The sequence below is a fragment of the Arachidicoccus sp. BS20 genome, from assembly GCF_001659705.1.
Lineage (GTDB): Bacteria > Bacteroidota > Bacteroidia > Chitinophagales > Chitinophagaceae > Arachidicoccus.
Genome location: NZ_CP015971.1, coordinates 2,268,420 through 2,294,757, shown reverse-complemented (window position 1 = coordinate 2,294,757; position 26,338 = coordinate 2,268,420). Strand labels below are relative to the sequence as shown.

The 26,338-nt window shown below is 39.3% G+C and carries 17 protein-coding genes; 14 read left to right on the top strand and 3 right to left on the bottom strand.

Translation table 11 applies throughout. The annotated features are described in order from the left end of the window. Positions 1–240: 240 nt before the first annotated feature. Both fucP and A9P82_RS10255 read left to right on the top strand, forming a co-directional pair. Complete coding sequence (gene fucP, locus A9P82_RS10260; protein ID WP_066207534.1) at positions 241–1,521, top strand: L-fucose:H+ symporter permease; 1,281 nt, start codon at positions 241–243, stop codon at positions 1,519–1,521. 105 nt (positions 1,522–1,626) lie between these two features. Beyond that, on the top strand, positions 1,627–2,631 hold the full coding sequence (locus tag A9P82_RS10255) for a LacI family DNA-binding transcriptional regulator (protein WP_066207532.1): 1,005 nt from the start codon (positions 1,627–1,629) through the stop codon (positions 2,629–2,631). Between the two features lie 89 nt (positions 2,632–2,720). Here the strand turns inward: A9P82_RS10255 and A9P82_RS10250 are convergent, their stop codons facing one another. Then, positions 2,721–3,251: a Crp/Fnr family transcriptional regulator gene (locus tag A9P82_RS10250; RefSeq protein ID WP_197492146.1), complete on the bottom strand. Its 531-nt coding sequence runs from the start codon at positions 3,249–3,251 to the stop codon at positions 2,721–2,723. 126 nt (positions 3,252–3,377) lie between these two features. On the opposite strand from A9P82_RS10250, the gene A9P82_RS10245 reads away from it, so the two are divergent. The 5 genes from A9P82_RS10245 (at position 3,378) to A9P82_RS15870 (ending at position 10,446) form a co-directional block, all read left to right on the top strand. Beyond that, positions 3,378–4,949 carry a glycoside hydrolase family 28 protein gene (locus tag A9P82_RS10245; protein ID WP_066207531.1) on the top strand — a complete coding sequence of 524 codons (1,572 nt, stop codon included), beginning with the start codon at positions 3,378–3,380 and terminating at the stop codon, positions 4,947–4,949. A gap of 85 nt (positions 4,950–5,034) precedes the next feature. Further along, the gene (locus tag A9P82_RS10240; RefSeq protein WP_066207530.1) at positions 5,035–7,161 is read left to right on the top strand and encodes a hypothetical protein; all 2,127 of its coding nucleotides are present in this window, start codon (positions 5,035–5,037) and stop codon (positions 7,159–7,161) included. 41 nt (positions 7,162–7,202) lie between these two features. Further along, complete coding sequence (locus A9P82_RS10235) at positions 7,203–9,506, top strand: alpha-L-rhamnosidase-related protein (RefSeq protein WP_066207528.1); 2,304 nt, start codon at positions 7,203–7,205, stop codon at positions 9,504–9,506. 272 nt (positions 9,507–9,778) lie between these two features. Continuing rightward, positions 9,779–10,168 (top strand): helix-turn-helix domain-containing protein, encoded by a 390-nt coding sequence (locus tag A9P82_RS10230; RefSeq protein ID WP_082915313.1) that lies wholly within the window; start codon positions 9,779–9,781, stop codon positions 10,166–10,168. Between the two features lie 77 nt (positions 10,169–10,245). Beyond that, positions 10,246–10,446: a transposase gene (locus A9P82_RS15870; protein WP_082915411.1), complete on the top strand. Its 201-nt coding sequence runs from the start codon at positions 10,246–10,248 to the stop codon at positions 10,444–10,446. Positions 10,447–10,784: 338 nt separating this feature from the next. Here the strand turns inward: A9P82_RS15870 and A9P82_RS10225 are convergent, their stop codons facing one another. Further along, entirely contained in the window at positions 10,785–11,528 is a 744-nt protein-coding gene (locus A9P82_RS10225) for a response regulator transcription factor (RefSeq protein ID WP_066207523.1), read from the bottom strand. Positions 11,529–11,542: 14 nt separating this feature from the next. Then, the gene (locus tag A9P82_RS10220) at positions 11,543–12,850 is read right to left on the bottom strand and encodes a sensor histidine kinase (RefSeq protein WP_197492145.1); all 1,308 of its coding nucleotides are present in this window, start codon (positions 12,848–12,850) and stop codon (positions 11,543–11,545) included. 337 nt (positions 12,851–13,187) lie between these two features. Here A9P82_RS10220 and A9P82_RS10215 point away from each other — a divergent pair, with 337 nt between their 5' ends. From A9P82_RS10215 to A9P82_RS10185, 7 genes are all read left to right on the top strand, one after another. Next, the gene (locus tag A9P82_RS10215) at positions 13,188–16,289 is read left to right on the top strand and encodes a SusC/RagA family TonB-linked outer membrane protein (RefSeq protein WP_066207519.1); all 3,102 of its coding nucleotides are present in this window, start codon (positions 13,188–13,190) and stop codon (positions 16,287–16,289) included. Positions 16,290–16,331: 42 nt separating this feature from the next. Next, a complete protein-coding gene (locus A9P82_RS10210) occupies positions 16,332–18,182 on the top strand; it encodes a RagB/SusD family nutrient uptake outer membrane protein (RefSeq protein ID WP_066207517.1) in 1,851 nt (616 codons plus the stop codon). Positions 18,183–18,209: 27 nt separating this feature from the next. Beyond that, positions 18,210–19,196 carry a BT_3987 domain-containing protein gene (locus A9P82_RS10205; RefSeq protein WP_066207516.1) on the top strand — a complete coding sequence of 329 codons (987 nt, stop codon included), beginning with the start codon at positions 18,210–18,212 and terminating at the stop codon, positions 19,194–19,196. Positions 19,197–19,307: 111 nt separating this feature from the next. Then, positions 19,308–20,519, top strand: a complete 1,212-nt coding sequence (locus A9P82_RS10200; RefSeq protein ID WP_197492144.1) for a basic secretory protein-like protein — start codon at positions 19,308–19,310, stop codon at positions 20,517–20,519. Positions 20,520–20,659: 140 nt separating this feature from the next. Further along, positions 20,660–22,465: a glycoside hydrolase family 2 protein gene (locus A9P82_RS10195; RefSeq protein WP_197492143.1), complete on the top strand. Its 1,806-nt coding sequence runs from the start codon at positions 20,660–20,662 to the stop codon at positions 22,463–22,465. A gap of 269 nt (positions 22,466–22,734) precedes the next feature. Continuing rightward, complete coding sequence (locus tag A9P82_RS10190; RefSeq protein ID WP_066207512.1) at positions 22,735–24,966, top strand: GH92 family glycosyl hydrolase; 2,232 nt, start codon at positions 22,735–22,737, stop codon at positions 24,964–24,966. A 290-nt stretch (positions 24,967–25,256) separates the two neighbouring features. Then, positions 25,257–26,333 (top strand): AAA family ATPase, encoded by a 1,077-nt coding sequence (locus A9P82_RS10185; RefSeq protein WP_066207511.1) that lies wholly within the window; start codon positions 25,257–25,259, stop codon positions 26,331–26,333. Positions 26,334–26,338: the final 5 nt, after the last annotated feature.

Here is a 26,338-nt window from a genome sequence, read left to right as displayed (position 1 = left end):
TTTCTTTTATGTTGCTTACGCTGTTACATTGATATTGTCTTCTGTAACTGCTCAACAACAGCACAACCGACAAGAACAAAAACTTTTATCCTTTAATGATTTAATACAATTTCAACGATAATTATTTTTCCTTGATGCTTTGTATTTTCGATGCCTTCATAGGACTTCGAATGACAAGCCAAAACTTGGGAAGATTTAAATTTCATATTTTTGGAATGTCTCGCATCAAAATAATTATGTATGGCAAATCAAAACAGAGAAGATATCCGGGAACATAAAATTCCTGTGGTAGAAAAAAAGTATCATCTGTTATTCGGTTTTCTGACTTCTATTTTTTTTATATGGGGTTTTTCATTGACGATGATGGATGTTTTAAATAAGCATTTCCAGACTGTATTGAATATTTCCAAATCCCGCTCGTCAATGATACAATTATCAACGTTTGGAGCTTATGCCATTGCGGCATTACCGGTAGGTTTTTTTATGAAAAAATTCGGGTATAAGCCGGGGATTTTTTTAGGCTTGTTTCTTTTTGCTGCCGGCGCTTTTCTATTTATACCCGCTGCAAACGGGGTGTCTTTCAATCTTTTCAGGATTGCCATTTTTGTGCTGGCTTGCGGCATGGCTACGCTTGAAACGGTTGCTCATCCTTTTATTGCGTCGCTGGGCAACCAGCAAACAAGTGATATCCGCATCAATTTTGCACAATCTTTCAATGGCTTTGGCGGCGTTATCGGTCCGATTATAGGAAGCTATTTTCTGCTCAATTCGGAACGCCAACACCTTAATGATTTAGTCGCTGTACGGCAACTTTACATTATAATAGGATGTTTTATCTGCCTGATTGCTTTTGTTTTCTTTTTAATTGCTGTACCAAAATCAGTGCTTCATCAAAATCCGGAAGCAAGCGTGGATACTCGTTCTTCAGGTTTCGGAACAATAAAAGCATTGTTTCAGAAAAAACATTTTTTATTCTCTATTCTTGCGCAATTTTTTAACGTGGCTGCACAAGCGGGAACCTGGGCATATTTTCTTAACTACGGTCATGAAGTAATGAATTTTACGGATGAAAGAAGTGGTTATTTTTTTTCGTTCAGCATTGTTTTATTGGTGTTGGGGCGTTTTCTGGGTACATTTCTAATGCGCTATATTGCTCCTTATAAGCTGTTGGCGTTTTTTTCATTTTGCAATATTCTCATGTGTATTCTGGTCGCACAGGGATTTGGCTGGGTTTCATTTACGGCGCTTATTTTAATCAATTTCTTTTTCAGCATTATGTATCCTACTATATTCAGTCTCGGGCTGAAAGACTTAGGCAAGCAGACTGAACAGGCATCATCATTTATTGTTTTAGGTTTTATCGGCGGTGCTGTATTTCCGCCATTAATGGGATTCATTGCCAATAAAGATACGGCTATGGCTTATTATCTTCCTATTATATGTTACATTGTTATAATGATATTCGGAATAAAATATCCAAGCTTAAATAAATCTTTCAAGAATACTTTTTCTCAAAAATAATTTTTGCATAAACAGATGAAATGCCCATAAGCGCGCTGCACATCCAAAGCGATGATTATTTCAAGGCATTCCATCTGACAATTAAAAAACAATAAAAATTAACAGATGAAAAAACTCTCTATTGCTGATATCGCAGCCCAATTGAACGTCTCAAAAACTGTGGTATCCTTTATCTTAAATAACCGCGCAGCGGAACAAAGAATCAGCGACGAACTGGTGCAGCGGGTACAAAGCTTTATTAAAGAAGTAGGATATAAACCGAATCCGATCGCAAAGAGTTTGCGGACAGGGAAGACAAATATTATAGCGTTAATGGTCGAGAACATTGCCGACCCTTTCTTCGCATCTGTAGCAAGATTGATAGAGAACAGCGCTTATAAAAGCGGATACAAAATAATTTATTGCAGTACGGATAACGATACTGAAAAAACGAAAGAATTATTGACGATGTTCAGGGAGCGCAGTGTTGACGGATATGTTATTGCTCCGCCCGAAGGGATTCAGGAAGAAATCCAATCTTTGGTTGATGAAGGCACGCCGGTTGTTTTTTTTGACAGGCACCTGCCCAACGTCCATACGGATGTTATAGAAATAGACAATCAGGAAAGCACATATAAGGCAACCAATCATTTGATAAGCAAAGGATATAAAAACATCGCCTTTATTACTTTTTCATCAAAGCTTACCCAAATGAAATCGAGGTTGGCAGGATACAAACAGGCAATCAATGCCGCAGGGTTAAACACATATATCAAGCAAATTGTCTTTGACCAGAATGAAGATAATATCGTAAACCCGATAATTGATTTTTTGAAAAGCAATCAAAATTTGGATGCTGTTCTTTTTGGCGCTTTGCAGGCGGGAACAAACGGGTTGAAAGCTATACGACATTTGGAATACAAAATCCCCGATGACATTGCCGTTATATCTTTTGACGACTGCGATGTATTCAATCTTTATTCTCCTTCCATAACAGCAATCTCTCAGCCGATAGATAAGATTGCGGATTCAACAATTAATTTGCTGTTAAAGCGACTGAACGCCTCAACGCAGAAGCAACAAAAAATAGTCATCAAAACAAATACGGTTTTTAGGAAGTCTGTGAAATAGACTAAGCATATGGCAAGATGCATTATCGGCTCACAGACCTGTTGTTCTTTTTGAATGGTTGTGGAATAGCATAACCAAAAGACGCTCCTTCAAAGGTTCTTATATTTTTTCTTGCGAATCATGCTGAGAAAAACGGGCGTGATACCGAGATAAGAAGCGATATGTTTTTGGGAAATCCGTTGCTCCAAACCGGGATATTGCCTGCGAAAAAGTTCGTAACATTCTTCGGCAGGCATTGATAAATTGGACGTAATGCGATGCTGATACAAATTGAATCCGTTTTGAATTAATATGCGAAAGAAGCGTTCGAGCTTTGGAACTTCGACATATAATTGTTCCAAATCTGTATAGCTGAAATAAAAAACTTCTGTGTTTTCCAACGCGGCAATGGCGTAAAACGCAGGCATTTGTTCCGAGAAACTCACAATATCGGCAAGCCACCAATTTTCGGGGCAGAACAGAATATTGTGTTCTGCATTTTCAGCATCTTTATGAAAAATGCGCAGGCAACCTTGAATGATAAGGATATTATACCAATGATAGATGTTCGCATAATTGATCCGGGTGCGGCAGGAACTGCGGGTACATCGGAACCCTATCAACAGCCAACGCTTTAACATACAAGTTTCGTTCGATTGTTTGCCTAATCGCAAACTTTTGCAAAATGATAAACACATATTTTTTGTGTCATTGTTTTATCTTGCTTGCCCATAATAAGTTCGTAATGATAAATGATATAAATTTTTATGAAAAATCTACGATTCATCTTTAGCATTATTATATTTTCTGTCTGCACATTTTATACATTGTGTGGCAATCTGTTGTTGGCGCAATCCAAGCAATACAACATATCTGATTATGGCGCGGTTGGCGATGGTACCACGCTAAACACGGAAACGATACAAAGTGTAATTGATAAAGCCGGCACTGACGGCGGGGGCACCGTAATAATTCCCGCAGGAAAATTTCTGACCGGTATGCTTGTGATGAAAAGCAACGTAGAATTGCATTTGGAAAAAGATGCGGTTTTATTAGGTAGTACGAATCCGTTTGACTATCATACAATTGATATGAAAGAGCTTCCGGAAAGCCCAAAGAAGGATGACAATTCTCCTTTGGCGCTTTTGATAGCTTACCGTGCCGATAATGTATCCATAACAGGCAGCGGAACGATTGACGGGCAAGGAACTCAATTAGCTTTGAACATAGACAGCTTATATCATCTCGGCCTTATCAAAGACCCGAACTATTCTTCCTGGGGAAATAGGCCGAATGAAAAAGTAAGGCCAAAATTGTTCCTTTTCGCGCTTTGTAAAAATGTAAATATCGAGGATGCAACGTTGAAAAGCCCCGCTTGCTGGGGATTGTCATTTGAATTGTGTAATCATCTTACGTTAAATAAGATTCATATAGTTAATCGTGCATTTTGGAACAATGACGGTACAGATATTACTGATTGTAGGAACGTGCGCATTACCAATTGCAACATTAATTCGGCAGATGACGGTATCTGTTTAAAATCTTATTATCCCGGTTACTGTGATGATTCTTTTTATATCTCGAATTGCACAATTCGCTCAGGTGCGAGTGCTATCAAGTTTGGAACGGCTTCATTCGGCGGATTTAAAAATATTACCATTGATAACATCAAAGTATTTGATACTTACCGATCTGCGCTTGCGATAGAATCCGTTGACGGAGGCGATATTGAAAACATTAAGGCAACAAATATCACGGCAGTAAATACGGGCAATGCCATTTTCATTCGTTTGGGCAACAGAGTGAGAAAAGAACCGGGACAAATAAAGAACGTTTATATCGGAAATGTAAAAGTTCAGATTCCATTTGGCAGACCTGATATTGATTATGACCTTAGGGCAGAAGAACCTGCATATCACAATCCGTTTGCATCTTCCATCACGGGTATTCCGAATCGTGACGTAAAAGACATTACACTTGAAAATATTGAGATTACTTATCCCGGAAGGGCGTCGAAAGCGCAAGCGTATTTTCCTTTATGGAGGTTGAAAGATTTTCCTGAAAAGATAAATAGTTATCCCGAATTTTCCATGTTCGGCGAAATGCCGTCATGGGGGTTTTATGTTCGCCACGCCGAAGGAATTACCTTGAAAAATATTGTGTTGAAATTGGATAATGATGATTTCCGTCCGGCTTTTGTTTTCGATGATGTAAAAGAAATTGATATGGATAAAATCACGCTTCCATCCGATTATCAAAACAATCAGATTGTTGTAAAAGACTGTAAAGAAATTCAACTGAAAGAATCTGGACAAATAAGTGTAAAGGAGATTCAATAGGTGTTCAAAGTTATTTGAGATAATTATAGGAAAGTAGTAAAAAAATAGCTTTTTGATTTTTAATGTATCATAATTCCATTATTACATGAATAAAAGTGTCATCATATTGCCCTGTTTTCTTTTTCTTATAATATTTTGTGATGCGCAAAAAATCAATCGAGAACAGGTCATACACCGCCATGATATTTATTTAAGCAAAGCCGGCACTTTATCTTCCATAACATTAGGCAATGGAGAATTTGCATTTACCGCCGATGTAACGGGCTTACAAACTTTTTATAAATACTATGCGCACGGCGTTCCGCTTGGAACTGAGTCTGAATGGGGATGGCATTCTTTTCCGAACAATAAAAATCTCACAATTAATCAAACATATAAATACTATAATGTAAACGGTAAAAAGAATGTTCCATATTCCGTACAATCGAATGAAACGAAAGATGCTGTTGAATATTTTCGTGTAAATCCGCACAGGCTGCAATTAGGCAATATCGGCTTTGTTTTTTTGATGAAGAATGGCGATACTGCGACATTGGATGATATAAAAAATATAACGCAGCATCTTAATCTCTATTCGGGTATATTGGAAAGCCAATTCACGGTCGATAACGAGCCTGTGAAAGTTACGACCGTTGCAAATCAAAAAACAGACGGTATTTCTTTTTCCGTAGAATCCCCGTTAATAAAGCTTCACAGGCTTTTTATCCGTATTGCATTTCCCTATCCTACAGGCGATTTTTCCGATGCCGGAACTTATTTTTCCGATACAGCTTCACATCAGTCGGTTTATTATGCTAATAATAGTAATAGCGGCTATTTCAAACATATTTTAGATACTACACATTATTATGTAAGCACAAGTTGGAATCAAAAAGTTTTAATTGATTCTTTAAAGAAAAATTTTTTCTATATCAAGCCGATTGGAAATTCAAATCATTTCGAAGCAAGCTTAGTATTTAGTCCGACCGAAAAAGATAATAAAGCAACATTTGAAAGAATAAAAGAGGACAACGTAACTGCCTGGAAAAAGTTTTGGGAATCGGGCGGCGCCATAGATTTTTCGGGAAGTAGGGACAAGCGTGCATTTGAATTGGAGCGCCGGATTATTCTTTCCGAATATTTAACTAAAGCCCAGTGTGCAGGGCATTATCCACCACAGGAAACAGGATTGACTTATAACAGTTGGTACGGCAAACCTCATTTGGAAATGTATTGGTGGCATGCTGCACACTTTGCGTTATGGGGACGCCCCGAATTGTTAGAAAAGAGTTTTGATTGGTACATCAAAGCGGCTGATAAAGCGAGAGCGATTGCGAAACGGCAAGGTTTTGAGGGCGTTCGCTGGCAAAAGATGACCGACCCGCAAGGAGATGAATCTCCCGCATCGGTTGGGAATTTTCTGATATGGCAACAACCGCATTTCATATATCTCGCAGAGTTATTATACAGGACAATGCAGGATAAGCACACAATTCTTGATAAATATAAAAACCTTGTTTACCAAACGGCAGATTTCATGGCATCCTTTGCCGCGTACGATTCCGCAACGCATCATTACAATTTAGGCAAAGGATTAATACCTGCACAGGAATGGTTTAACCCGCTTGAAACATATAATCCGCCTTATGAATTGGCTTACTGGAGCTGGGCTTTAAAGGTAGCGCAGGAATGGAGAGCCAGAAGCGGAATGCCGCGTAATAAAAAATGGGACGATGTTATTAATAAATTATCGCCGTTGCCCCAGAGAGACGGTTTGTATTTAGCCGCAGCAAATGCAACAGACAGCTACAGTCCGCAAAGCCGTTATACCAACGACCATCCTGCTGTGTTAGCCGCATTAGCAACTATTCCTGTTTCTGACGGGTTGGATACTGCTATAATGCATCGTACCTTTGATACAGTAAATAAAACCTGGCATTGGGAAACCACTTGGGGTTGGGATTATCCGATGATGGCAATGACCGCAACTCGCCTGAATTTAAAGAATGAAGCCGTTGATATGTTGATGAGGAATGTTCAAAAAAATACTTATCTGCCGAACGGAAATAATTACCAGAATAATGATTTGACAATTTATCTGCCGGGAAACGGCGGACTTCTTTCCGCAATTGCACTAATGTGCGCAGGTTATGATGGATGCAAGATTATAACTCCCGGATTTAATACAAAAACATGGCACGTGAAATGGGAAGGATTAAATCCGATGCCGTAACTAAAATTATTCAAGTTGCATAAATTTCTTAAAACTTAAGGATGATTTTTTCTCATAAGATATTTGGAAGTTTTTTATCATTATTATTTGCATTGATTACAGCAGTAGATGCAAACGCACAGAGTGCAGCCATTCCGACAGATTTACGTGTAGACCTTTTGCAGAATACAGATAAAGTATGGAAAAACGGCTTTGAAGTCAAAGAAAGTTTAGAACAGGCGAGTAAGATGAATGATTGCCAAACTGCCCGTATCACAAGTTCTGAGCCTTGGTTCTCATGGATGATGAACAGTGATAAACAAGGCGCTTGTCAAACAGCGTATCAAGTATTGGTAGCATCTTCTGCACGGAAACTCAAACATGGTATTGGAAATGTATGGAATTCCGGCAAAATAATTTCTAACCTGCAATCGGGAATTCCATATAACGGAAAGAAGCTATTGCCGAATACGGTTTATTATTGGAAAGTAAAAATATGGGACAATACCGGTTCGTCATCGGAGTTCTCAAAAACATCTTCATTTCTTACAGACAGCATATTAAAGCCTTATCAAACGCCTTATACACCGATAGTAAAATCGGTGCAGCAACCATTCCTCAGGAAACGGCTGAACAGCGGCAACGAGCTTTACGATTTTGGGAAAGATGCGTTCGGTCAATTGAGACTATTGGTAAAGGCAAAGGACGAACAAGACACATTGCGCATTTACGTGGGCGAAGCGGTTGACCAAAGCGGAAGTGTGGATAGAAAACCAAAGGGCGAAATTCGTTACAGACAATTGATTCTTCCCTTAAAAAAAGGGAAACATTACTATTTCCCGGCGTTTGCACCAAACAAACTTAATACAGGACCCAGAGCCATACACATGCCTGAATATATTGGAGAAGTAATGCCTTTTAGATATGTAGAAACAGAAAATAATGCGAACGTTAAAATTATTAAATCACAGCGTTATGCAGTCAACTACATTTTTAATGATACTGCCACTGAATTTGAAAGCTCGGATACAATACTGAATAAAGTGTGGGATTTGTGTAAATACACGATGAAAGCCACAAGTTTTACAGGTTTGTATATTGACGGCGACAGAGAACGTACGCCTTATGAAGCCGATGCGCTCATTAACCAGCTATCATATTACGCATCGGATGCGGAATATAACATAGCCAAGCGCTCTATGGAATATCTTGTTTATCATGCCACATGGCCCACAGAATGGTCATTACAAAATTTGTTGATTGCATGGAATGATTATATGTATTCAGGCGATATACGTGCGGTAGAAAATATTTATGAAGAATTAAAACCTAAAACATTGCTGGCATTGGCGCGTTCTGACGGGTTAATCAGCACACGAACAGGTAAACAGGACAGCAGTTTTGCCAGATCCCTTCACTTGATAAATTTTGACGGTAAAACAGCAATAAGAGATATTGTGGATTGGCCTCAAAAAGGCGGTGTAGGGTTAGCTCCGTCTGCACAAGGCGAAACCGATGGTTTTGTGTTTACTGATTACAATTCCGTGGTTAATGCGTTTCATTATCGGGCATTAGTCTGCATGCAGAATCTGGCAGCCGCCATAGGAAAAAAAGGAGATGCAGAATTTTATAAGAAAGAAGCAGAGAAAGTAAAACGAGCATTTCAGCACAGTTTTATTGATTCTGTTGCCGGAACTATAAAAGACGGAGAAGGAACAATGCACAGTTCTTTACATGCCAATATGATGGCACTTGCTTTTGGTTTGGTTCCCGATAAAAACAAGTCAAAAGTGCTTTCTTTCATTCAGTCAAGAGGAATGGCTTGCAGCGTGTACGGCGCACAGTTTTTGTTAGATGCTTTATACAGCGCTGATGATCCTGATTACGCATTGAAACTTTTAACCTCAATGGAGAAACGCAGCTGGTATAACATGATTCGCACAGGCGCAACTATGACAACCGAAGCCTGGGATATGGAGTTTAAAGGAAATGAAGATTGGGGACATGCTTGGGGCAGTGCACCGGCAAACATTATCGTCAGAAAACTCATGGGCGTAACGCCTTTGACACCCGCATTCGGTACCGTGCAGATAAAGCCACAACCCGGAACATTGAATCGTGCGACACTAAAGGTTGCGACTTTAAGAGGACGTGTTGAAGTTTCTTTTAGTCAAAATGTAAAATCTTTTCATCTGGAGACTCGCTTACCGGCTAATACTCACGGTATAGTTTATTTGCCCCGCCACAGAACTTCTGATGAGCTTCTCCGAAACGGGAAAAGAATTGTTGCTATACCTGCCGGTAATTTTTGGCTAATCAAAAATGTAACACCCGGAAGAAATATTTGGCAGGTCAATTATAGATGATTTAATTTCAACTGATTTTCCAATAGCAAATAATCCCATGAAGGATTGAGCTATATTTTATTACATCATGAATCAATCATCTGACTTATTCATTCCCCTTGCTAAATGTCAATTAATTGGTAATAAGTATATCAGCAAAATAAAGTTAAATTTTATGTTAAAGAATATGTGTCAAGACCAGTAAAGAAAATATTCGGTATCATCGGATACAAAAGGCGCTTTAGAGCAGGGATACAAAAAGGCAAATCGCATAGTATCGGAAGCGCTGTCAAATAGTTCTTTTAAAATTGGAGGGATATACATCAAAAGAAATTGATCTTATTGTTGGCAGTTGCGAAATGAGTGTCAATAATTGGATTAACCATTTTGAAGCAGCCGGTATCGCTGGTCTGCAAACCCGTTCGGGACAAGGTCGGAAGCGGATTTTACAAGAAGAAGACATATCCATTGTCCGTTCAGCGATTGTCGCAAGCCCAAAAGATTATCGAAGAAAATATCGGCAGGACAATGAACTTGGTAACGTTGACGCGTTTTTTAAAACTCATCACTGCCGTTACAAACGAATAAGGAAGTGTTCAAAGGGTAAGTGCGACCTCGTTTATTATGAAGCCAAAGTAAAACAGTTACAACTGTTGGAACACAGAAGTACGAAGGCGAAATAGACTTGTATTATGGAGATGAGATACAAATATCCAAAGAGGGATATGTGCCTTTCGGATAGCAGTTTAAAGAAGAGAATATTGCCATTAAATCTTCCAAAAGCAGCCATATCAACTGTTTTGGAATATTATCGAGGGACAATCGCTTTGTTTATCAAACAACAAGTGAAAATATCAACTCCGATTTTGTAATAGAACAATTAGACCTTTTGTCATTGACCGTTCAAAAGCACACTGTAATTGTGTTGGACAATGCAAAAACCCATCAGTCAAAGAAATGAAAGCGATGCAAACTATTTGGGCAAAAGGGAATTTATTTATCTTCTTTCTTCCACCGTATCTACCACATCTGAATATTATTGAATGACTGTGGAAAGAAGTAAAAGCAAGATGGATTGCCCCCGAGGATTACGAGACACTGAACAACGCTTGTTCTACTCCGTTAAACTCATATTGAACGCCGTAGGCAAAGATTTACTCATCAACTTTAAACCTTTCCTAATTAATCTAATATAATTTTGAAAAAATACTTAAGTGTATTTTATTGCTACCAAATAGCCGGTCAATATACATTGCGAGATAACAACATAAAAATCCAGCGACACTGTAATCATCTAAATTATCCGTACTGTTCCGTTGAGGCTTTTGAGGTTGCTTGTATTGAATTTTTTACATTTAGGACAAAACCTACTCCATACACACTTTCGATGCTTAGGTAATTCGACACTTTTAATAGTTTACGCAATCTGCAAATAAATACATTCAAACTGCGCCCGAGAAAATAATCGTTCTCTCCCCAAAGGTGTACGAGAATATCTTCTCTTTTTAGTACCTGTCCCGGATGGTTGCACAGATACTCAAGAAGCTCAACCTCACGTACAGTAAGCATAGACTCGTGTTTGTCTCCAACATAAAGCTTAAACGAATTTTTTAGCAGCCTGATATCTCCGATAGAGATTTCAGAAGCTACTTCCACATTTTTGACCGGAAGGATATTTCGTTTCATAATATTTTTAATCCTTAATATCACTTCGTCTATATCAAAAGGCTTGCTGATATAATCGGCGGCTCCGATTTGTAGCCCCTGAATACGATCTGCTTTGTCGTTGCGTGCCGTTACAAAAAGAAATGGAATATTGCTGTCGATGTTTATTATTTTTTCAGCCAAATCAAATCCATCCATTCCTGGAAGTTGAACGTCTATGACCAATATATCAAAAGCATCGCTCTCTGTTTTGAAGAGTTCAAATGCACTTTCGCCATCCGTACACCAGGATACTTCAAATTTTGTACGCTCCAGATAACGTTTAACCACGTTGCCAAGGTCCAGCTGGTCTTCTACAAAAAGTATTTTCTGTTTCATTTTTGTTTATTTTATCAGTTTTTATTTTTAGTGTTTGGTATATAAATGATAAATCTGCTTCCGATTTTATCCTCGCTTTCTACTTTTATTTCCCATCCGTGCGCCCGTATTCCCTGCATGGTATAAAATAATCCCAGACCGAGTCCGCTTACTATTTTAAAATCTTTGTTTTTGTTTTGGTAAAACTTATTGAAAATGTGGTTTATTACTTTTTTGGGCATTCCTATGCCGTTGTCACTAATGGCTATTTCAATGTATTTTTCTAATACAGAAAGGCTTATATTTACCTTCTTGATAATGCTTTTATTGTATTTGATTGCATTCTCGATAATATTTACGAGCATGGTTGTAAACCGGAATTTATCGATTACTACTTTGGGATTTACTTCGCTTTTATTTAATGTAATCGAAACATTGTCATCCATGATGACTAATTGATAATCCTGGATTATTTCTTCAATTACATTGATGAGCAGATATTCTTTTTTGTTTAATGCGGCTTCATCTATAATGGCGATATCAATCACTTTGTCGAAAAGCGTTTTCAGCCTTTGTGATTGCCGGCTGATGATTTTGGTCAGGGAAAATATTTCTTCATTATTTATGATAATCTCTTCGTTTTCGAGATTCCTGTTTGCAACAATTATGGTGGACAGTGGCGTATTGAACTCATGCCTTATACTATTGACAAAATCGGTTTTCATTTCAGACAGCTTTTTCTGTTTGAGCCAATTGCGAAAAGTATAGAAATAGATAATGAACATTAATATAATCGAGAAGGTGGATAACAGGAAAACCGGAAGCATCCGGTAAATAATTACCATGTTCCTGTTTGGCGAGTCCACGAATAAACTAAAAGATAGTTCGTAAGTGTAATTTTCGGGGGCGCTTACGTCTAATGCGGAAATTAAATTTTGCTTATTTGGGGTATTCAGTTCGCCGGCAATAGCTATTCCTTCCGGCAGTTGAGCCGTATTATATTGAAAGTTCTCCTTTTCTCCGGCTATGTAAAGAGGCACATAATGACCTTTAGTAAATTGAACGCTGAATTTCGAAATGACCAAAAGATATCGAAGGTCCGTATCCAAATGGTTTTGGGTAACAATTATCTTAAAAAGACTGTCCATCGTGCTATGCAGCCTAAGGCTTCTGAAAATACTGTCGCACAATTTGTACTTCAAAGCATTAAATGCCGCTGTATCATTATTGTGTAAATATTCAAGGGTATGCATTCTTGGGTAAATGATACTGTCTATTACTTTTTGCGCTCCGGGATAGAGCTTGTCCTCGTGTATGCTGTTATAATATTGTTTATATATCAATTTTGATTCAGTGATGAAATACTGGTCGTTCTTCAATCTGTAGGTATTATATACCAGAAAAAATTGTACTGAGAATAGTATTAAAAAACTAACTATTGCAATGACTTTATATAAATGGATTGACCTTGGAGACATATTAATCTAAGTTGATTGAATAAAGATATTACTTGCATTTTTTTTAACAAAAAGATTAATCTTTTATTAATCTTCCGTTAATCTCTTGTTATCAACTTGCTATGTACTTGCTGAATAAATTTGCCTCTGTTATGAGTAAATCTTAATGACAGGTTAATTAACTGTCGCTAAATAATCCTAAATACTAAAAAAAAGTACAATTATGAATCAAAGGCTTCGATTCTTAACAAGAATTATTTTCATTTTTGCTATTGTGCTTATCGCCTCCAAATTGATTGCACAAAATAAACAGGCTAACAATTCGCGACAGCAAACGGTTATTACCGGAACTATTAAAGATGAACTGAACAATGTATTAAAAGGTGTTGAAGTCAGCAACCTGAATACAAATGAACACGTTTTGTCGGACAGTCTTGGCAAATTCCAGATAAATGCTGTAAAAGGAGATTCACTATCGGCTTCATATGTTGGTTATAATTCCTACAAATGGCAATTCTCCAATATAATAGATTATGCAATTGTTTTAACTCCTTCTGTAGGGAGTCTGAACGATGTCGCCATCGTAGGATATGGAAAGCAAAAAAAGATAACACTCGTAGGTGCGCAATCTTCAGTAAATGTCGAAGAGCTTAAGCAACCGGTGGCAAATCTAAACACGATGTTGGCTGGTCGCATCTCAGGTGTGGTCGGGGTCCAGCGTTCCGGACTACCCGGCAGTAACGCAGCGGATATATGGATTCGGGGCATCTCTACATTTGGCGATAACAGTGCAAGTCCGCTGGTAATTATTGATGGTGTGCAGGGACGAAGCGTTAATGACTTTGACCCTGAAGACGTTGAATCGTTTACCGTATTAAAAGATGCTTCTGCAACGGCTGTGTACGGAGCTTTGGGCGCGAATGGCGTCATCATTATTAATACCAAACGAGGTAAAGTGCAAAAAGTCAACCTGATGACCAATTACATGGAGGGTATAACTGCGTTTACCAAAAAGCAGAAGATGGCGGATGCCAAGACATATATGGAACTTAAAAATGAAGCGATGACGGCTTCAGGCGAAGATCCTTATTATTCTCAAGCTTATATCGACAGTACTTTATCGCCGACAGCCAATCATTACGTATATCCTGATGTAGATTGGCTTAATTTGTTGTTTAATAAAATTTCGCATAACCGCCGCCTCAACTTTAGCGCAACCGGCGGCTCTGAAAATACACAATACTATGCATCCGTTTCCTATTATGAAGAATCTTCATTGCTAAAAACCGATGGGTTGCAAAACTATGACGCAGGTACACGTTTTCAGCGATACAATTTTGTATCGAATGTAGATATGAAATGGTCAAAGACGACTAAATTTTCTTTAGGTATTACCGGCTATATAACGCAATCCAACCAGCCGGGAAATGGTGCTGCCAGTGCATTTGCCAGTGCAATGGATGCCAGCCCGGTTCGCATTCCTGCCATGTATCCCGGTAATTTGGTTGCAGGAGCGCCGGAGAATGGCGGAGCATCGCCTAATCCCTGGGCTAACATTACGCAAACCGGTTACCAGGAATCTTTCGGGTCTAAGATTGCCAGTACGGTTAAGCTGGAGCAGGATTTAAGTTTTTTGTTCAAAGGACTCTCAATAAACGGTCAATACACATTTGATACTTACAGTGCCAATAATGAAAGCCGTACCAAGCAAAGAAGCGTTTATTATCTCAATCAGGCTCAGCCATATAATGATGATGGTTCCTTGAACTTAGAACAGATAGTTTCAGGTTCTGAAATATTGGGCTATAGTTCCGGAAGTTCACAGGACAGGCAATTTTCCTTACAAGGGCAACTTTCCTGGCAAAGAAATTTTGGACTACACAGTATTAATTCAATGATTGTTTACAGCCAGTTAAGCCAGCCAAATCCGGCAGCCGGTAATTATCAAGATGCGATACCAACCCGTCAGCAAAATTATGCGGGCAGGGTAACTTATTCTTACAATGATAAATATTTAGCAGAATTTGATGCAGGATATACCGGTTCACAGGTATTCGCACCAGAAAACAGATATGGTTTTTTCCCCTCGGTAGGTATTGGCTGGGTGCTGTCCAATGAAAAGTTTTGGAAACCGCTTTCCAACGTGTTCCAGTTTTTCAAATTACGCTATTCAAATGGTTATTCCGGAGCTATCGGCGGAACACGGTTTGACTATATTTCTACTATAGATGCAGCATTGGGTATTCAGTTTGGAACACCGGCATATAATGTAAATTACGATGGACTGAATGTACGTCATTATGGAACAAATGTAAAATGGGCAAAATCGCATGACCAGGATGTGGGATTGGAGTTTAAAACATTTAATAATAATCTCTCATTCGTTATAGATTGGTTTCAAAAATACCGTACAGGAATTTTCTTAACAAGAGACAATTTCCCGGGCTTTGCCGGATTGCAATACCAGCCTGATGGTAATTATGGGATTACACTAAACAGAGGATTTGACGGGACTGTGGAATTATCGCCCATTTCACTCGGAAGCAAATCATCCATATCATTCAGAGGAACGTTTACTTATAACAGAGACAAATTATTGGAAAATGGCGCAGCGCCGTATGAAGAACCATATATGGACCCCCGCGGACAGGATATTAATAATGATTACGGGTACATAGCGGAAGGATTGTTTCAAAGCCAGGCTCAGATTGATAACCATGCCGACCAGACACCATTGGGTGGTAACCCTCGCCCCGGCGATATTAAGTATAAAGATTTGAACGGAGATGGGGTTATTAATGAATACGATGCTACATATATCGGACACGGAAGTACGCCCCCGTTAACCTTTGGCTTTGGCTTTAACTTCAATTACGGACACTTTTATTTAAGTGCTTTCTTTGAAGGAACACATGGAGCGGATATTATACTGGATGGCATTGGCAGAAGCCCATTCTTTGGTGCAGAAGACAACAATATATATGCTAACACTGTTGATAGGTGGACAGAAGAAAATCATGCGGTACATCCATTTTATCCGCGTCTTGGTTACGGCAATGTTGCTAATGCCAATAACAATATTAGCAGTACCTGGTGGAAGAGAGATGTTTCTTTTATACGGTTTAAAACATTGGATTTTGGCTATAACCTTCCAAATAAACTGTTTAAGCATAGCGGGTTTAAAGATGCCCGGATTTATTTTGACGGAGTAAATCTGCTGTATTGGAGTCCGTTTAAATTGTGGGATCCGGAAATGGGCACCGGAAGCGGAAATGCCTATCCAAATACACGCAATCTGGCTATAGGGTTACAATTACATTTTTAAAAAATGAATTATTCGAAATAATACTATTAAAATTTCTTAATTATGAAATATAAAATATATGGGTTAGCAACCTTTTTTTCAATTGTGTTTCTGTTATCTTCCTGTAAAAAGTTTTTGAATCAGGTTCCGGAAACGAACTTATCGGTTGATTCTCTGTTCTCAAGTCTTGAAAATACCAAGAGCTATTTGGCACAAGTCTATGCGAACATTCCCAATCCGTATGAAAATGATGGAAATAATTGGTATGGAGAAGACGGATACTATAATGTTATCTCTGACGAGGCAAATTGGTTTGCTCAAAATGGTTTTGCATCAAACAATTTTAATTTTAATACACTCTCTGCTTCTTATATAGGATTTGAGTTCCTATGGCCGGAATGGTATAAATGTATCAGGAACGCGACCGATTTTATTAACCGAATCGATGGTGCCAATCCTAATGAGGTTAACAAGTATCTGAAAACGCGGTTTAAGGCAGAGGCTCGTGCACTGCGGGCTATTTATTACTTCTGGTTGATACGGTTGTATGGTCCTGTTATTATTATTCCTGAACCATTATCTGTGAATGCTACAAACAGTGAATTGGCTTTACAAAGAACACCGTTCGACAGTTGCGTAAACTACATTGTTACACAATTGGACAGTGCATACGGAGAGTTACAATCGATAGCTTCTGTCCAGGATGTGACACAGCCGCTGGATGATGAGTATGGAAGAATTACCACGGGGATTTGTAAGGCATATAAAGAGCAAACATTGATGTTGGCAGCAAGCCCTTTGTTTAATGGGAATCCTGCATATACCTCTGTGTCCAATCTTGACGGTACTAAACTGTTTCCGCAGACTTACGACAAAAATAAATGGAAACAGGCAGCTGATGCTGCCAAAGAATTTATCGTGGATTTTGTACCCAATACTTATGACTTATTTACAGAGCAAGATACAAGTGCTTTTATGACAGCTTATAAGTCTTGCAGGGATGTAATCTCCACCGATTGGAATAAAGAGTGGATTTTCGGCAGGTCATACAGCAGTTTTGTAGGTACGTATCTGAATCATGCTACACCCATGCTGGTTGGATATGGTTCCAGTGTAACCAAAGGTGGTGGTTATCTGGCAGTAAATCAATCAATGGTAGATGCTTATTCTATGAGAAACGGACTACCGATAACGAACAGTAAATCCGGCTATCTTCCATCAGGCTTCTCTATGTTTAAAAGTCCTTTCGACATAAAGGAACGTAATACATTTAATCAATGGGTCAATCGTGAACCCAGGTTCTATGTGGGTGTTACTTATAATAACAGTTATTGGTTAAATCAGGGAGTGAGTGAAGATGAAGTAGTGGTTAATATGGAATACAGCGGTAATTCAGGTAAAGGGCAAAGCGAGCATAATTATTCATCTACAGGATATCTGGTGCGCAAGAATATAACTAAGGGCGACGCTAACAGAGGTTGGTGTTATCTGCGCCTTGCAGAGATATATTTAGACTACGCCGAAGCACTAAATGAATATGACCCCGGCAATCCGGACATCCTTAAATATGTCAATCTTATCAGGGCAAGAGCGGGTATTCCGCAATATGGCAGCGGTAGCGACATGATAACCGCACCGGTAGGACAAAGCGCTGTGAGAGATGCTATAAGGCATGAACGCCAGGTAGAATTGGCATTTGAAGAAGTAAGATACTTTGACCAACGCAGATGGCTGACCGCTGCTACAGACCTGAACCAGCCTGTGTATGGTATGAATGTAAACGGGAATGGAGATGATTTTTATAACAAAACATTGGTCAAGAATGTTTCTTTCGGGCAAAGGTGCTATTTATGGGCGATTCCAAGTTCGGAAATAAGAAAAGATTCCAAGCTGGTGCAAAACCCCGGATGGTAAAAAAATATTCAAATTAAAATATTCATCATGCAACATTTTTTTAAAGGAAGTAAGCTTACAAAAATAACTTCCGTATGCCTGGCGCTCATTACCGGAATATCTTTTACAGGATGTGTAAAATGGGATTCACTTACATCTCCCCGCGAAGGTATTATTTATATGTCTCAGGCAACTCCTGAAAAATCAGTATTGACAATTTATAAAGTTGATACAAGCAAAACAGTAACCTTCGGCGCATCGCTAAGCGGCTTTCAAACCGCATCCAGCGATATTAATGTAACTTTTGAAATAGATACAGACCTCATAAGCAAGTATAATGCAGATCATTCTTATCTCGATTATGATTTTGTGCCGTTGCCGCCGGATGCCTATACAGTTTCCGGTCTTACTTCAACTATTAAAAAAGGGCAGTCAGATACCGACCCCCTGTCGTTTACTATTGATACCAAGAAGTTGAACGGAAGCCTTGACTATTGTCTGCCGGTAAAAATAAAAAGTGTAAGTGAGGGTACAATAGATTCATCTATGCAGATTACTTATTTTTCAATAGATACCCTATATGTTCGCACGCGCGACGTTACTTCCATGGGGCAGTTGTTTGTCAGCAATGAAAATGATGATGGTCCGGATGCCACCGAAGGTTCTTCAAAACTGGTTGATAATGATATTACGACAAAATTTTTATCCTTCAATTTCAATCCTGATTTCTGGATGATGCTTGCCATGTCATCTCCTGTTAAAGTAGATGAATATACGCTTACATCCGGTAACGATTCGCCGGACAGAGACCCAATGAACTGGGAGTTGCAGGGGTCTGATGATGCCGGTCATTGGGTTACGCTGGATGTTCGCAACGGATATACTTTTTCAGACAGGCAGCAAACGGTTTCGTTCCCGCTGAACCATCCTGACGGTAATACTTATTTATTTTATCGGCTGTATGTAACTTCTACGGAAGGCGGCGATTCAGGGTTATTCCAAATGTCGGAATGGAGGCTGCTGCAATATTATTAGTGCTTAATTTATTATAAAAAACGGTAATTACTTTATAAATGAAGCCGTACAAGCAATGCGATAATGTTACCGCTCATTTTATTTAATAGTAAAAAAACAAAAAGTAAACGGATGAAAAATTGTAGAATTTTAAATATTATTTTTTTTACGGCATTTATTATTATGTCCTGTAAAAAAAGCGTTGCCGTAGTTGATAACAGCGGCGGTAATAAGAAAGATAGCACGGTTGCCGATACACCGCCTATTGATACAACTTCTGTAACCGGCATCCACACATACATACAAGGCGGCGATACATTAATCTTCCTTAATAATGACCCTGATTTTGACACATCAATGCGCACAAAGTATGTAAATGTATTTTTTATCGTTTATCCGGAAGAGGCTGCAAGATTTAATCCGGGTACGATAAAAAAGGTAACCTTCAGTGTAGATACTGCATATCACGACATTGCAGGTACGGCAAATGGTAAAGTAACATTTAATCCGGAATATTGTCGAAATAATCCCAATGATGTAGATGTAGTAACGCACGAAGTAATGCATATTGTACAAGCATATTCAGGAGATGGTCCCGGATGGCTTACCGAGGGTATTGCAGACTATGCCCGTTATACTTACGGTGTACACAACGCCGATATAGGCTGGACAGTGCAGCCTTATTCACTCACTAAGGATTATACAGCCGGCTACGGCGAGGCGGCACATTTTCTTCTGTGGCTGGAACAAAACAAGAATAAGCAAATCGTTGATATTTTAAACAACGCTATGTACCACTCCATCTATGCGCCGAGTGTGTGGCTTACCGCTACGGGCGAAACACTGGAGGAATTGTGGGCTGATTACGGTAAGAACCCTGCGCTTACGGAAGAAAAAACGCCTATCGGGGATGCGACTGATTTAACTGTAGGCAGTCAGATTTCCGTTACCCAGGAAAACCCGGATGGTTATGGAAGTCCCGAAAGTTCCTTTGAGCTTAATGATAATGATATAAAATCTAAATTCCTGCTTTACGGGTTTCAGCCGGGTTTGTCCATACGATTGAAACTAAAAACACCTGCTGTTGCCAATGCGTATGTAATGACGTCAGGTAATGATAATCCCGACAGAGACCCAAGTAACTGGTTGATATTGGCTTCTAAAGACAGTGCTAACTGGACGCTGCTTGACGGTCGTCCTAATGAAAGCTTTGCAGGAAGAAATACTACTAATAAATATACTTTTACTAACCAGGAAAGTTATCAATATTACATGCTGGTCATTAACAGCACAGCGGGAAGCGGCGATTTCCAATTAAGCGAATGGAGGATACTTCAGCAATAATTCAGGTACCGGTTGAAGATTATATGTATTTTTAACCACAGGTAATTCTGTGGTTAATTGTCTTCGTTCTTTATCTGTAACTCACGAACCATGGTGCAGCCCATTTTTATCTTCCATTGATTAAAGAAAAATTTTAAACAATGAGACCTTTTATATCATTTTTTGCTATAGGCATCGGATGTGTTTTACATTCGTTTGCACAGCCCAAAGTAATCATGAAAACGCCGTTTACCGATGCGGCTAAAGAAGCCGTTGTTCCTTTCCCTGAATATCCGCGTCCGCAACTGGAACGTAATGATTGGATGAACCTGAACGGTAAATGGGAATACATCGGTGGAAAAAATGCGCCCGATGCAACAAAGGCAACAGCCGTTCCCATATTTGATAAGCCGGAAACCATCACAGTTCCATATCCGCCCGAATCTTATTTGTCAGGCATTCAAAGAAACCTCGAAATAAACATGTGGTACAGGCGCACGTTTACCTTGCCATCTTCCTACGAGGGCAGGCATGTGCTGGTAAATTTCGGCGCTTCGGATTACCGAACGGTTGTATTTATCAATAATAAAAAAGCGGGTATGCATATTGGTGGTTATGATGCTTTCAGTTTTGATATTACACAGTATTTGCAAAAAGGGAATAACACGATTGCCGTAGGCGTGCAGGATAAAAATGACGGTCATTCCGTATCGGGTAAGAACAGTCCGCGTGGCGGCGATTATACCTATACTTCCGGTATTTGGCAAACCGTATGGTTAGAACCTGTTTCGGAAAATTATATCCAAAGTATTCGTTTAACGCCTGATGTTGCAAACAAAAAACTTTTGGTAAAAGTTATCACGAACATTGATGCTTCCGTTGTAGCTGTTGCCTCTGCCCACGGTAAAGAAATTGCCTCGGCTGACAGAAAAACCAACCATGAATTTTCAATCAATATAAAAGATCCGATTCTTTGGTCGCCGGAAAATCCTTTTTTATACGATTTAAAAATCCGGTTAAAAGATAAGTCAGGAAAAACAACGGACGAAGTCGGCAGCTATTTTGGTATGCGTTCAGTTACATTAGGAACCGTGAACGGCGTAAAAAGACCGTTGTTAAACGGAAAGTTCGTTTTGCAATTAGGATTGCTCGACCAAGGCTATTGGCCGGACGGAATTTATACCGCGCCTACCGATGAGGCTTTAAAATTTGATATTGAAGAAAGTAAGAAAGCAGGTTTTAATCTCATTCGTAAACACATGAAAACCGAGCCGCAGCGCTGGTATTACTGGTGCGATAAATTAGGCATCATGGTTTGGCAGGATATGCCTGCCATCTGGTTCCAGGATGAAGACACGGCTGTTACACGTTCGCGTTTCCGTCACGAATGGAAAGAAATAATTGATGAACATTACAACGCGCCGTCTATCGTAACATGGATTCCGTTCAACGAAAACTGGGGTGCTTTTGATGTGAAGGAAATTACAGATTGGACAAAACGTTACGACCCGTCAAGGCTGGTAAATGGCAACACAGGTTTTAATAATAACCCTTCTTATCAAAAAGCATATGGAGACCCGGGCAATGGTGATTTTGTGGACACGCATATTTATGTCGGTCCTTATGGCGCATCGGAGCCGGATGGTAAACGTGCGGCTTCGCTTGGGGAGTTTGGCGGCGTTGGCTTGTTTGTCCGCGGGCATTTGTACCCTGTTCCCAATAATGCGTATGATATGATGGCAACAAAAGAAGACCTTACCAACCGGTATATTTTATTGCTGAATCAGTTGGAACAATTAGTTAAGTATAATGGTTTGAGCGCTGCCATTTATACACAGACGACCGATGTTGAGCATGAAATAAACGGTATTCTTACTTACGACAGAGCTGTGGAAAAAATGGATTTCCGGAAAGTGAAAGAGATAAATGAAGCTGTTATCGGCTCAAGTAAACTGTTGAATAATTAAACATTTAAAAGCGCAGGCATTTATTATAAAAACAAAAAGATTTATGTATAAAATTTCAATTAATGGTTTGGCTTTAGCAATATGTTTATTTATTTCAGTAAAACTTATATACGCGTGGCAGATTAAATAAAAATTGGGAGGCGAATATTAATAGCTCTTTGCAATTTAAATAACCCTACTTCTCTTTTTCTCATTAACAATCTGTTGTTTTTTCAATCCCGCCCCATTCATTATTTTTAAAAAAATTTCCAAGATACCAAATTTTATTTATGAATTATCGGATTAAAACAGTTCTAAGCGGCGCAGGCATTTTACTGGCAGGCTGCCTAAGCGCACAAGTTATAAAAAGTAAAACAGCATTTGTTAAACCCGTCATCGGTTCAGCGGGTCACGGGCACGTATTCATTGGTGCGGATGTTCCTTTTGGTGCTGTCCAATTGGGTCCAACACAGATTGATAAAGGTTGGGACTGGTGTTCCGGCTATAACTATGCAGGCACAGAGATACTCGGTTTTTCGCATACGCACCTCAGCGGTACGGGTTGTGGGGATTTGAATGATGTTCTTATCGTTCCTGCCGACGGAGAGACACAACTTAATCCTATGGAAGAAAACAAACCGGAAAGCGGTTACGGTTCTTCTTTTTCCCATGCATCTGAGGAAGTCCGTCCGGGATATTATCAGGTATATCTTGATAAATACAAGGTCAAGGCGGAACTAACAGCCTCGGAGCGTGTAGGGCTGCACAAATATCATTATGACCGTACAGACAGTGCGCATATATTCCTCGATTTGGGATTCCATCAATACGACAATCCACACAAGACGGAATTCAAAAAAATAAATGATTCTACTTTTGTGGGGTATCGTTATGCATCCGGCTGGGCGAATGATAAGCGAATCTTCTTTGCAATAAAATTATCCGAACCTGTTACAAATATTGCATTGTACGATGCAGACAAGGCTGTTCAGGGAAATAATGCAGAAGGGAAAGCTGTAAAAGCAGCGCTTTATTTTGATGCGGCAAAGCATCCGGATATTGAAGTAAAGGTTGCTATTTCCCCGGTAAGTGAGGAGAATGCATTACTTAATATGTCCACGGAAATGCCGGGATGGAATTTTGGACATTATAGAAAACTTGCCGACGAAAAATGGAATAAAGCATTATCCAGAGTCGATTTCGAAGGTCCTAAAAAAGAAAAGACCATTTTCTATACGGCTATGTACCATATGTTTATTGCGCCCTCTCTTTTTAACGACGTCAATCATGATTACAGAGGGACTGATAAAAAAGTATATAAAAATGCAGATTTCAACAACGTTACCACGCTCTCATTGTGGGATTCTTACCGGGCGTGGGCGCCTTTTATGACGATCGCAGAACCGGAAAAAGTAAAAGATATGGTGTCGTCCATGCTCGCCATATATCAACAGCAGGGACGTTTACCCGTGTGGCCTCTGATGGGATGTGAAACAGATTGTATGGTGGGTAACCCGGCTATTCCCGTGATTACAGATGCCTATCTTAAAGGACTGATTCCGAAAAACAAAATAGCGCTTGCATACGAAGCGGTACGTTCAACGGCGATGCGCCAAACGTCAGGATTGCAGTTTGTACAAAAGTTGCAATTTATCCCGATGGATTCCGTTGGGCAATCTGTTTCATGGGCACTGGAATTTGCCATTGCCGATGCGGGAATTGCACGTATGGCAGCCGCAATGGGTAAGAAAGATGATGCGGCTTATTTTGAAAAACGCAGCAAACTGTATAAGAAATATTGGGATGCTTCCCGCGGATTTTTTATCGGCAGAAAAGAGGATGGTTCTTTCCGTACTCCGTTCAACCCTATTTCTCCTAAATACGATTATACCGAAGGAGACGCATGGCAATACATTTGGTCTGTACCGCAGGATGTACATGGGCTTGTTGCTTTACTTGGCGGCGATAAAATATTTGAAGAGAGGCTGGATACATTCTTTCATATGTCTTCCCAATTGGGAGACGGCGCACCGCCCGATATTTCAGGCATGATAGGTCAATATGCGCAAGGTAATGAACCAAGCCACCATATTATTTATCTGTACAATTATGTTGGTCGGCCTGATAAAGCGGCGGATTTGATTCGTATGTCTGTCGATAGTTTTTATACCGACAAAGCAGACGGATTGTGCGGCAATGAAGATGTAGGGCAAATGAGCGCATGGTACGCGTTTACTGCAATGGGAATGTATCCTGTTGACCCTACTTCGGGACGGTATGTATTTGGTTCGCCTTTGGCTGACCGCATTAAAATACGATTGGAGAATAATAAATCATTTACCGTGATTGTAAAGAATAACAGCCCGGAAAACAAGTATATCCAAAAGGTATTGTGGAACGGCAAAGACTATCCGTATATGTATATAGACCACAAAGACATTATAAAAGGCGGCGTACTGACTTTTGAAATGGGCAATACGCCTTCCAAAACGTATGGAGCAGATATTAAAAGCAGACCATAGCAAATAGCCTGAACTTATAATTTAAAAGAAAAATTTTTTTACAGGTTACCTTTTTAAATTTTTGGTATTAACCTTTTGTCAGTACATTTTAAATTCATAAAAATGCTAAGTCAGAATTACATACAAATTGCGCAAGTTCGCGGAGAAGGTTTTTCTCCGTTGGGCAAGCTGTATCTGTATTTCCGACCGAAAGATATACTTATATAGATTCATAAGAATCTTTGTAAACCAACCCGGTCGTAAATACTGCGACCGGGTTTTTTATTGATATTATTCAAAGCATTTAAACAATGGACAATTTATATACACAAAAAATACTGAACGCCAATAACGTGTTCAGTGATTATTTTATAGACGGGAAGGCATTTTATTTACACACCTTCAACACGCTGCCAAACATCAACTTCATGAATTCAGTAAACGGCGAAAAGGTGTTAAATGCGCTTAAAGAAAATTTCCCTTCCGAAATAAAAAATATTTACCAGCGACGCTGGTATAAAAGGAAGAAAAAGCGTTTCGAGTTCGATAAAACTTTGGTAGTCTTTACCGACAATATCGTGTTGGATATTTCAGAAAAATATCTTTACATATTGCACGATAGTTTGCACGGCGAAACATTTGATAAAATTTTTTCTCTCGTAGTAAAATTCAAAAAGCAGGAGCGTAAAGAACCTTTGGAAATTAATCTTATTGTTAGGTACAATAGCGGGCTCGATTTAAAACCGATGGAAATAAAACGTACCAAACTTGATTTGGATTTGTTTTACGAAGATGATTTTAAAGAAACGGATGCAATTATTCAGCAACGTCTGAAAAAGAAAAACGATAAAGGCATTGTGCTGTTGCACGGCTTGCCGGGAACAGGCAAAACAACGTATCTGCGTTATCTCGTAGGAAAGATTAAAAAACGTGTTTTGTTTTTGTCGCCGTCCGTTGCAGGCAATTTGATGAATCCCGATTTCATTGAACTGTTGGCGGATAATCCGAATACAATATTGGTAATTGAAGATGCAGAAAACATCATCATGGACAGAAAATTCAATAGTAGCTCATCAGTGTCGAACCTGTTGAATATTTCTGACGGATTGTTGGCTGACTTTTTGAATGTGCAGCTGATTTGCACCTTTAACAGCGCACTTACCATGATAGACAGTGCATTGCTACGTAAAGGCAGATTGATAGCACGATATGAGTTCGGCAAATTGAGTATTGCCAAAGCGCAACGCCTGAGCAATCATTTCGGTTTTGAGACCGTCATTACAGAACCGATGAGCATAGCGGAAGTTGCAAATCCGCATGAGAAGAATGAGCCTGTACAAAGACCGGAAGTAATCGGTTTCAGAAGAAATGAAGCATTGGTAAACTAAAAAAT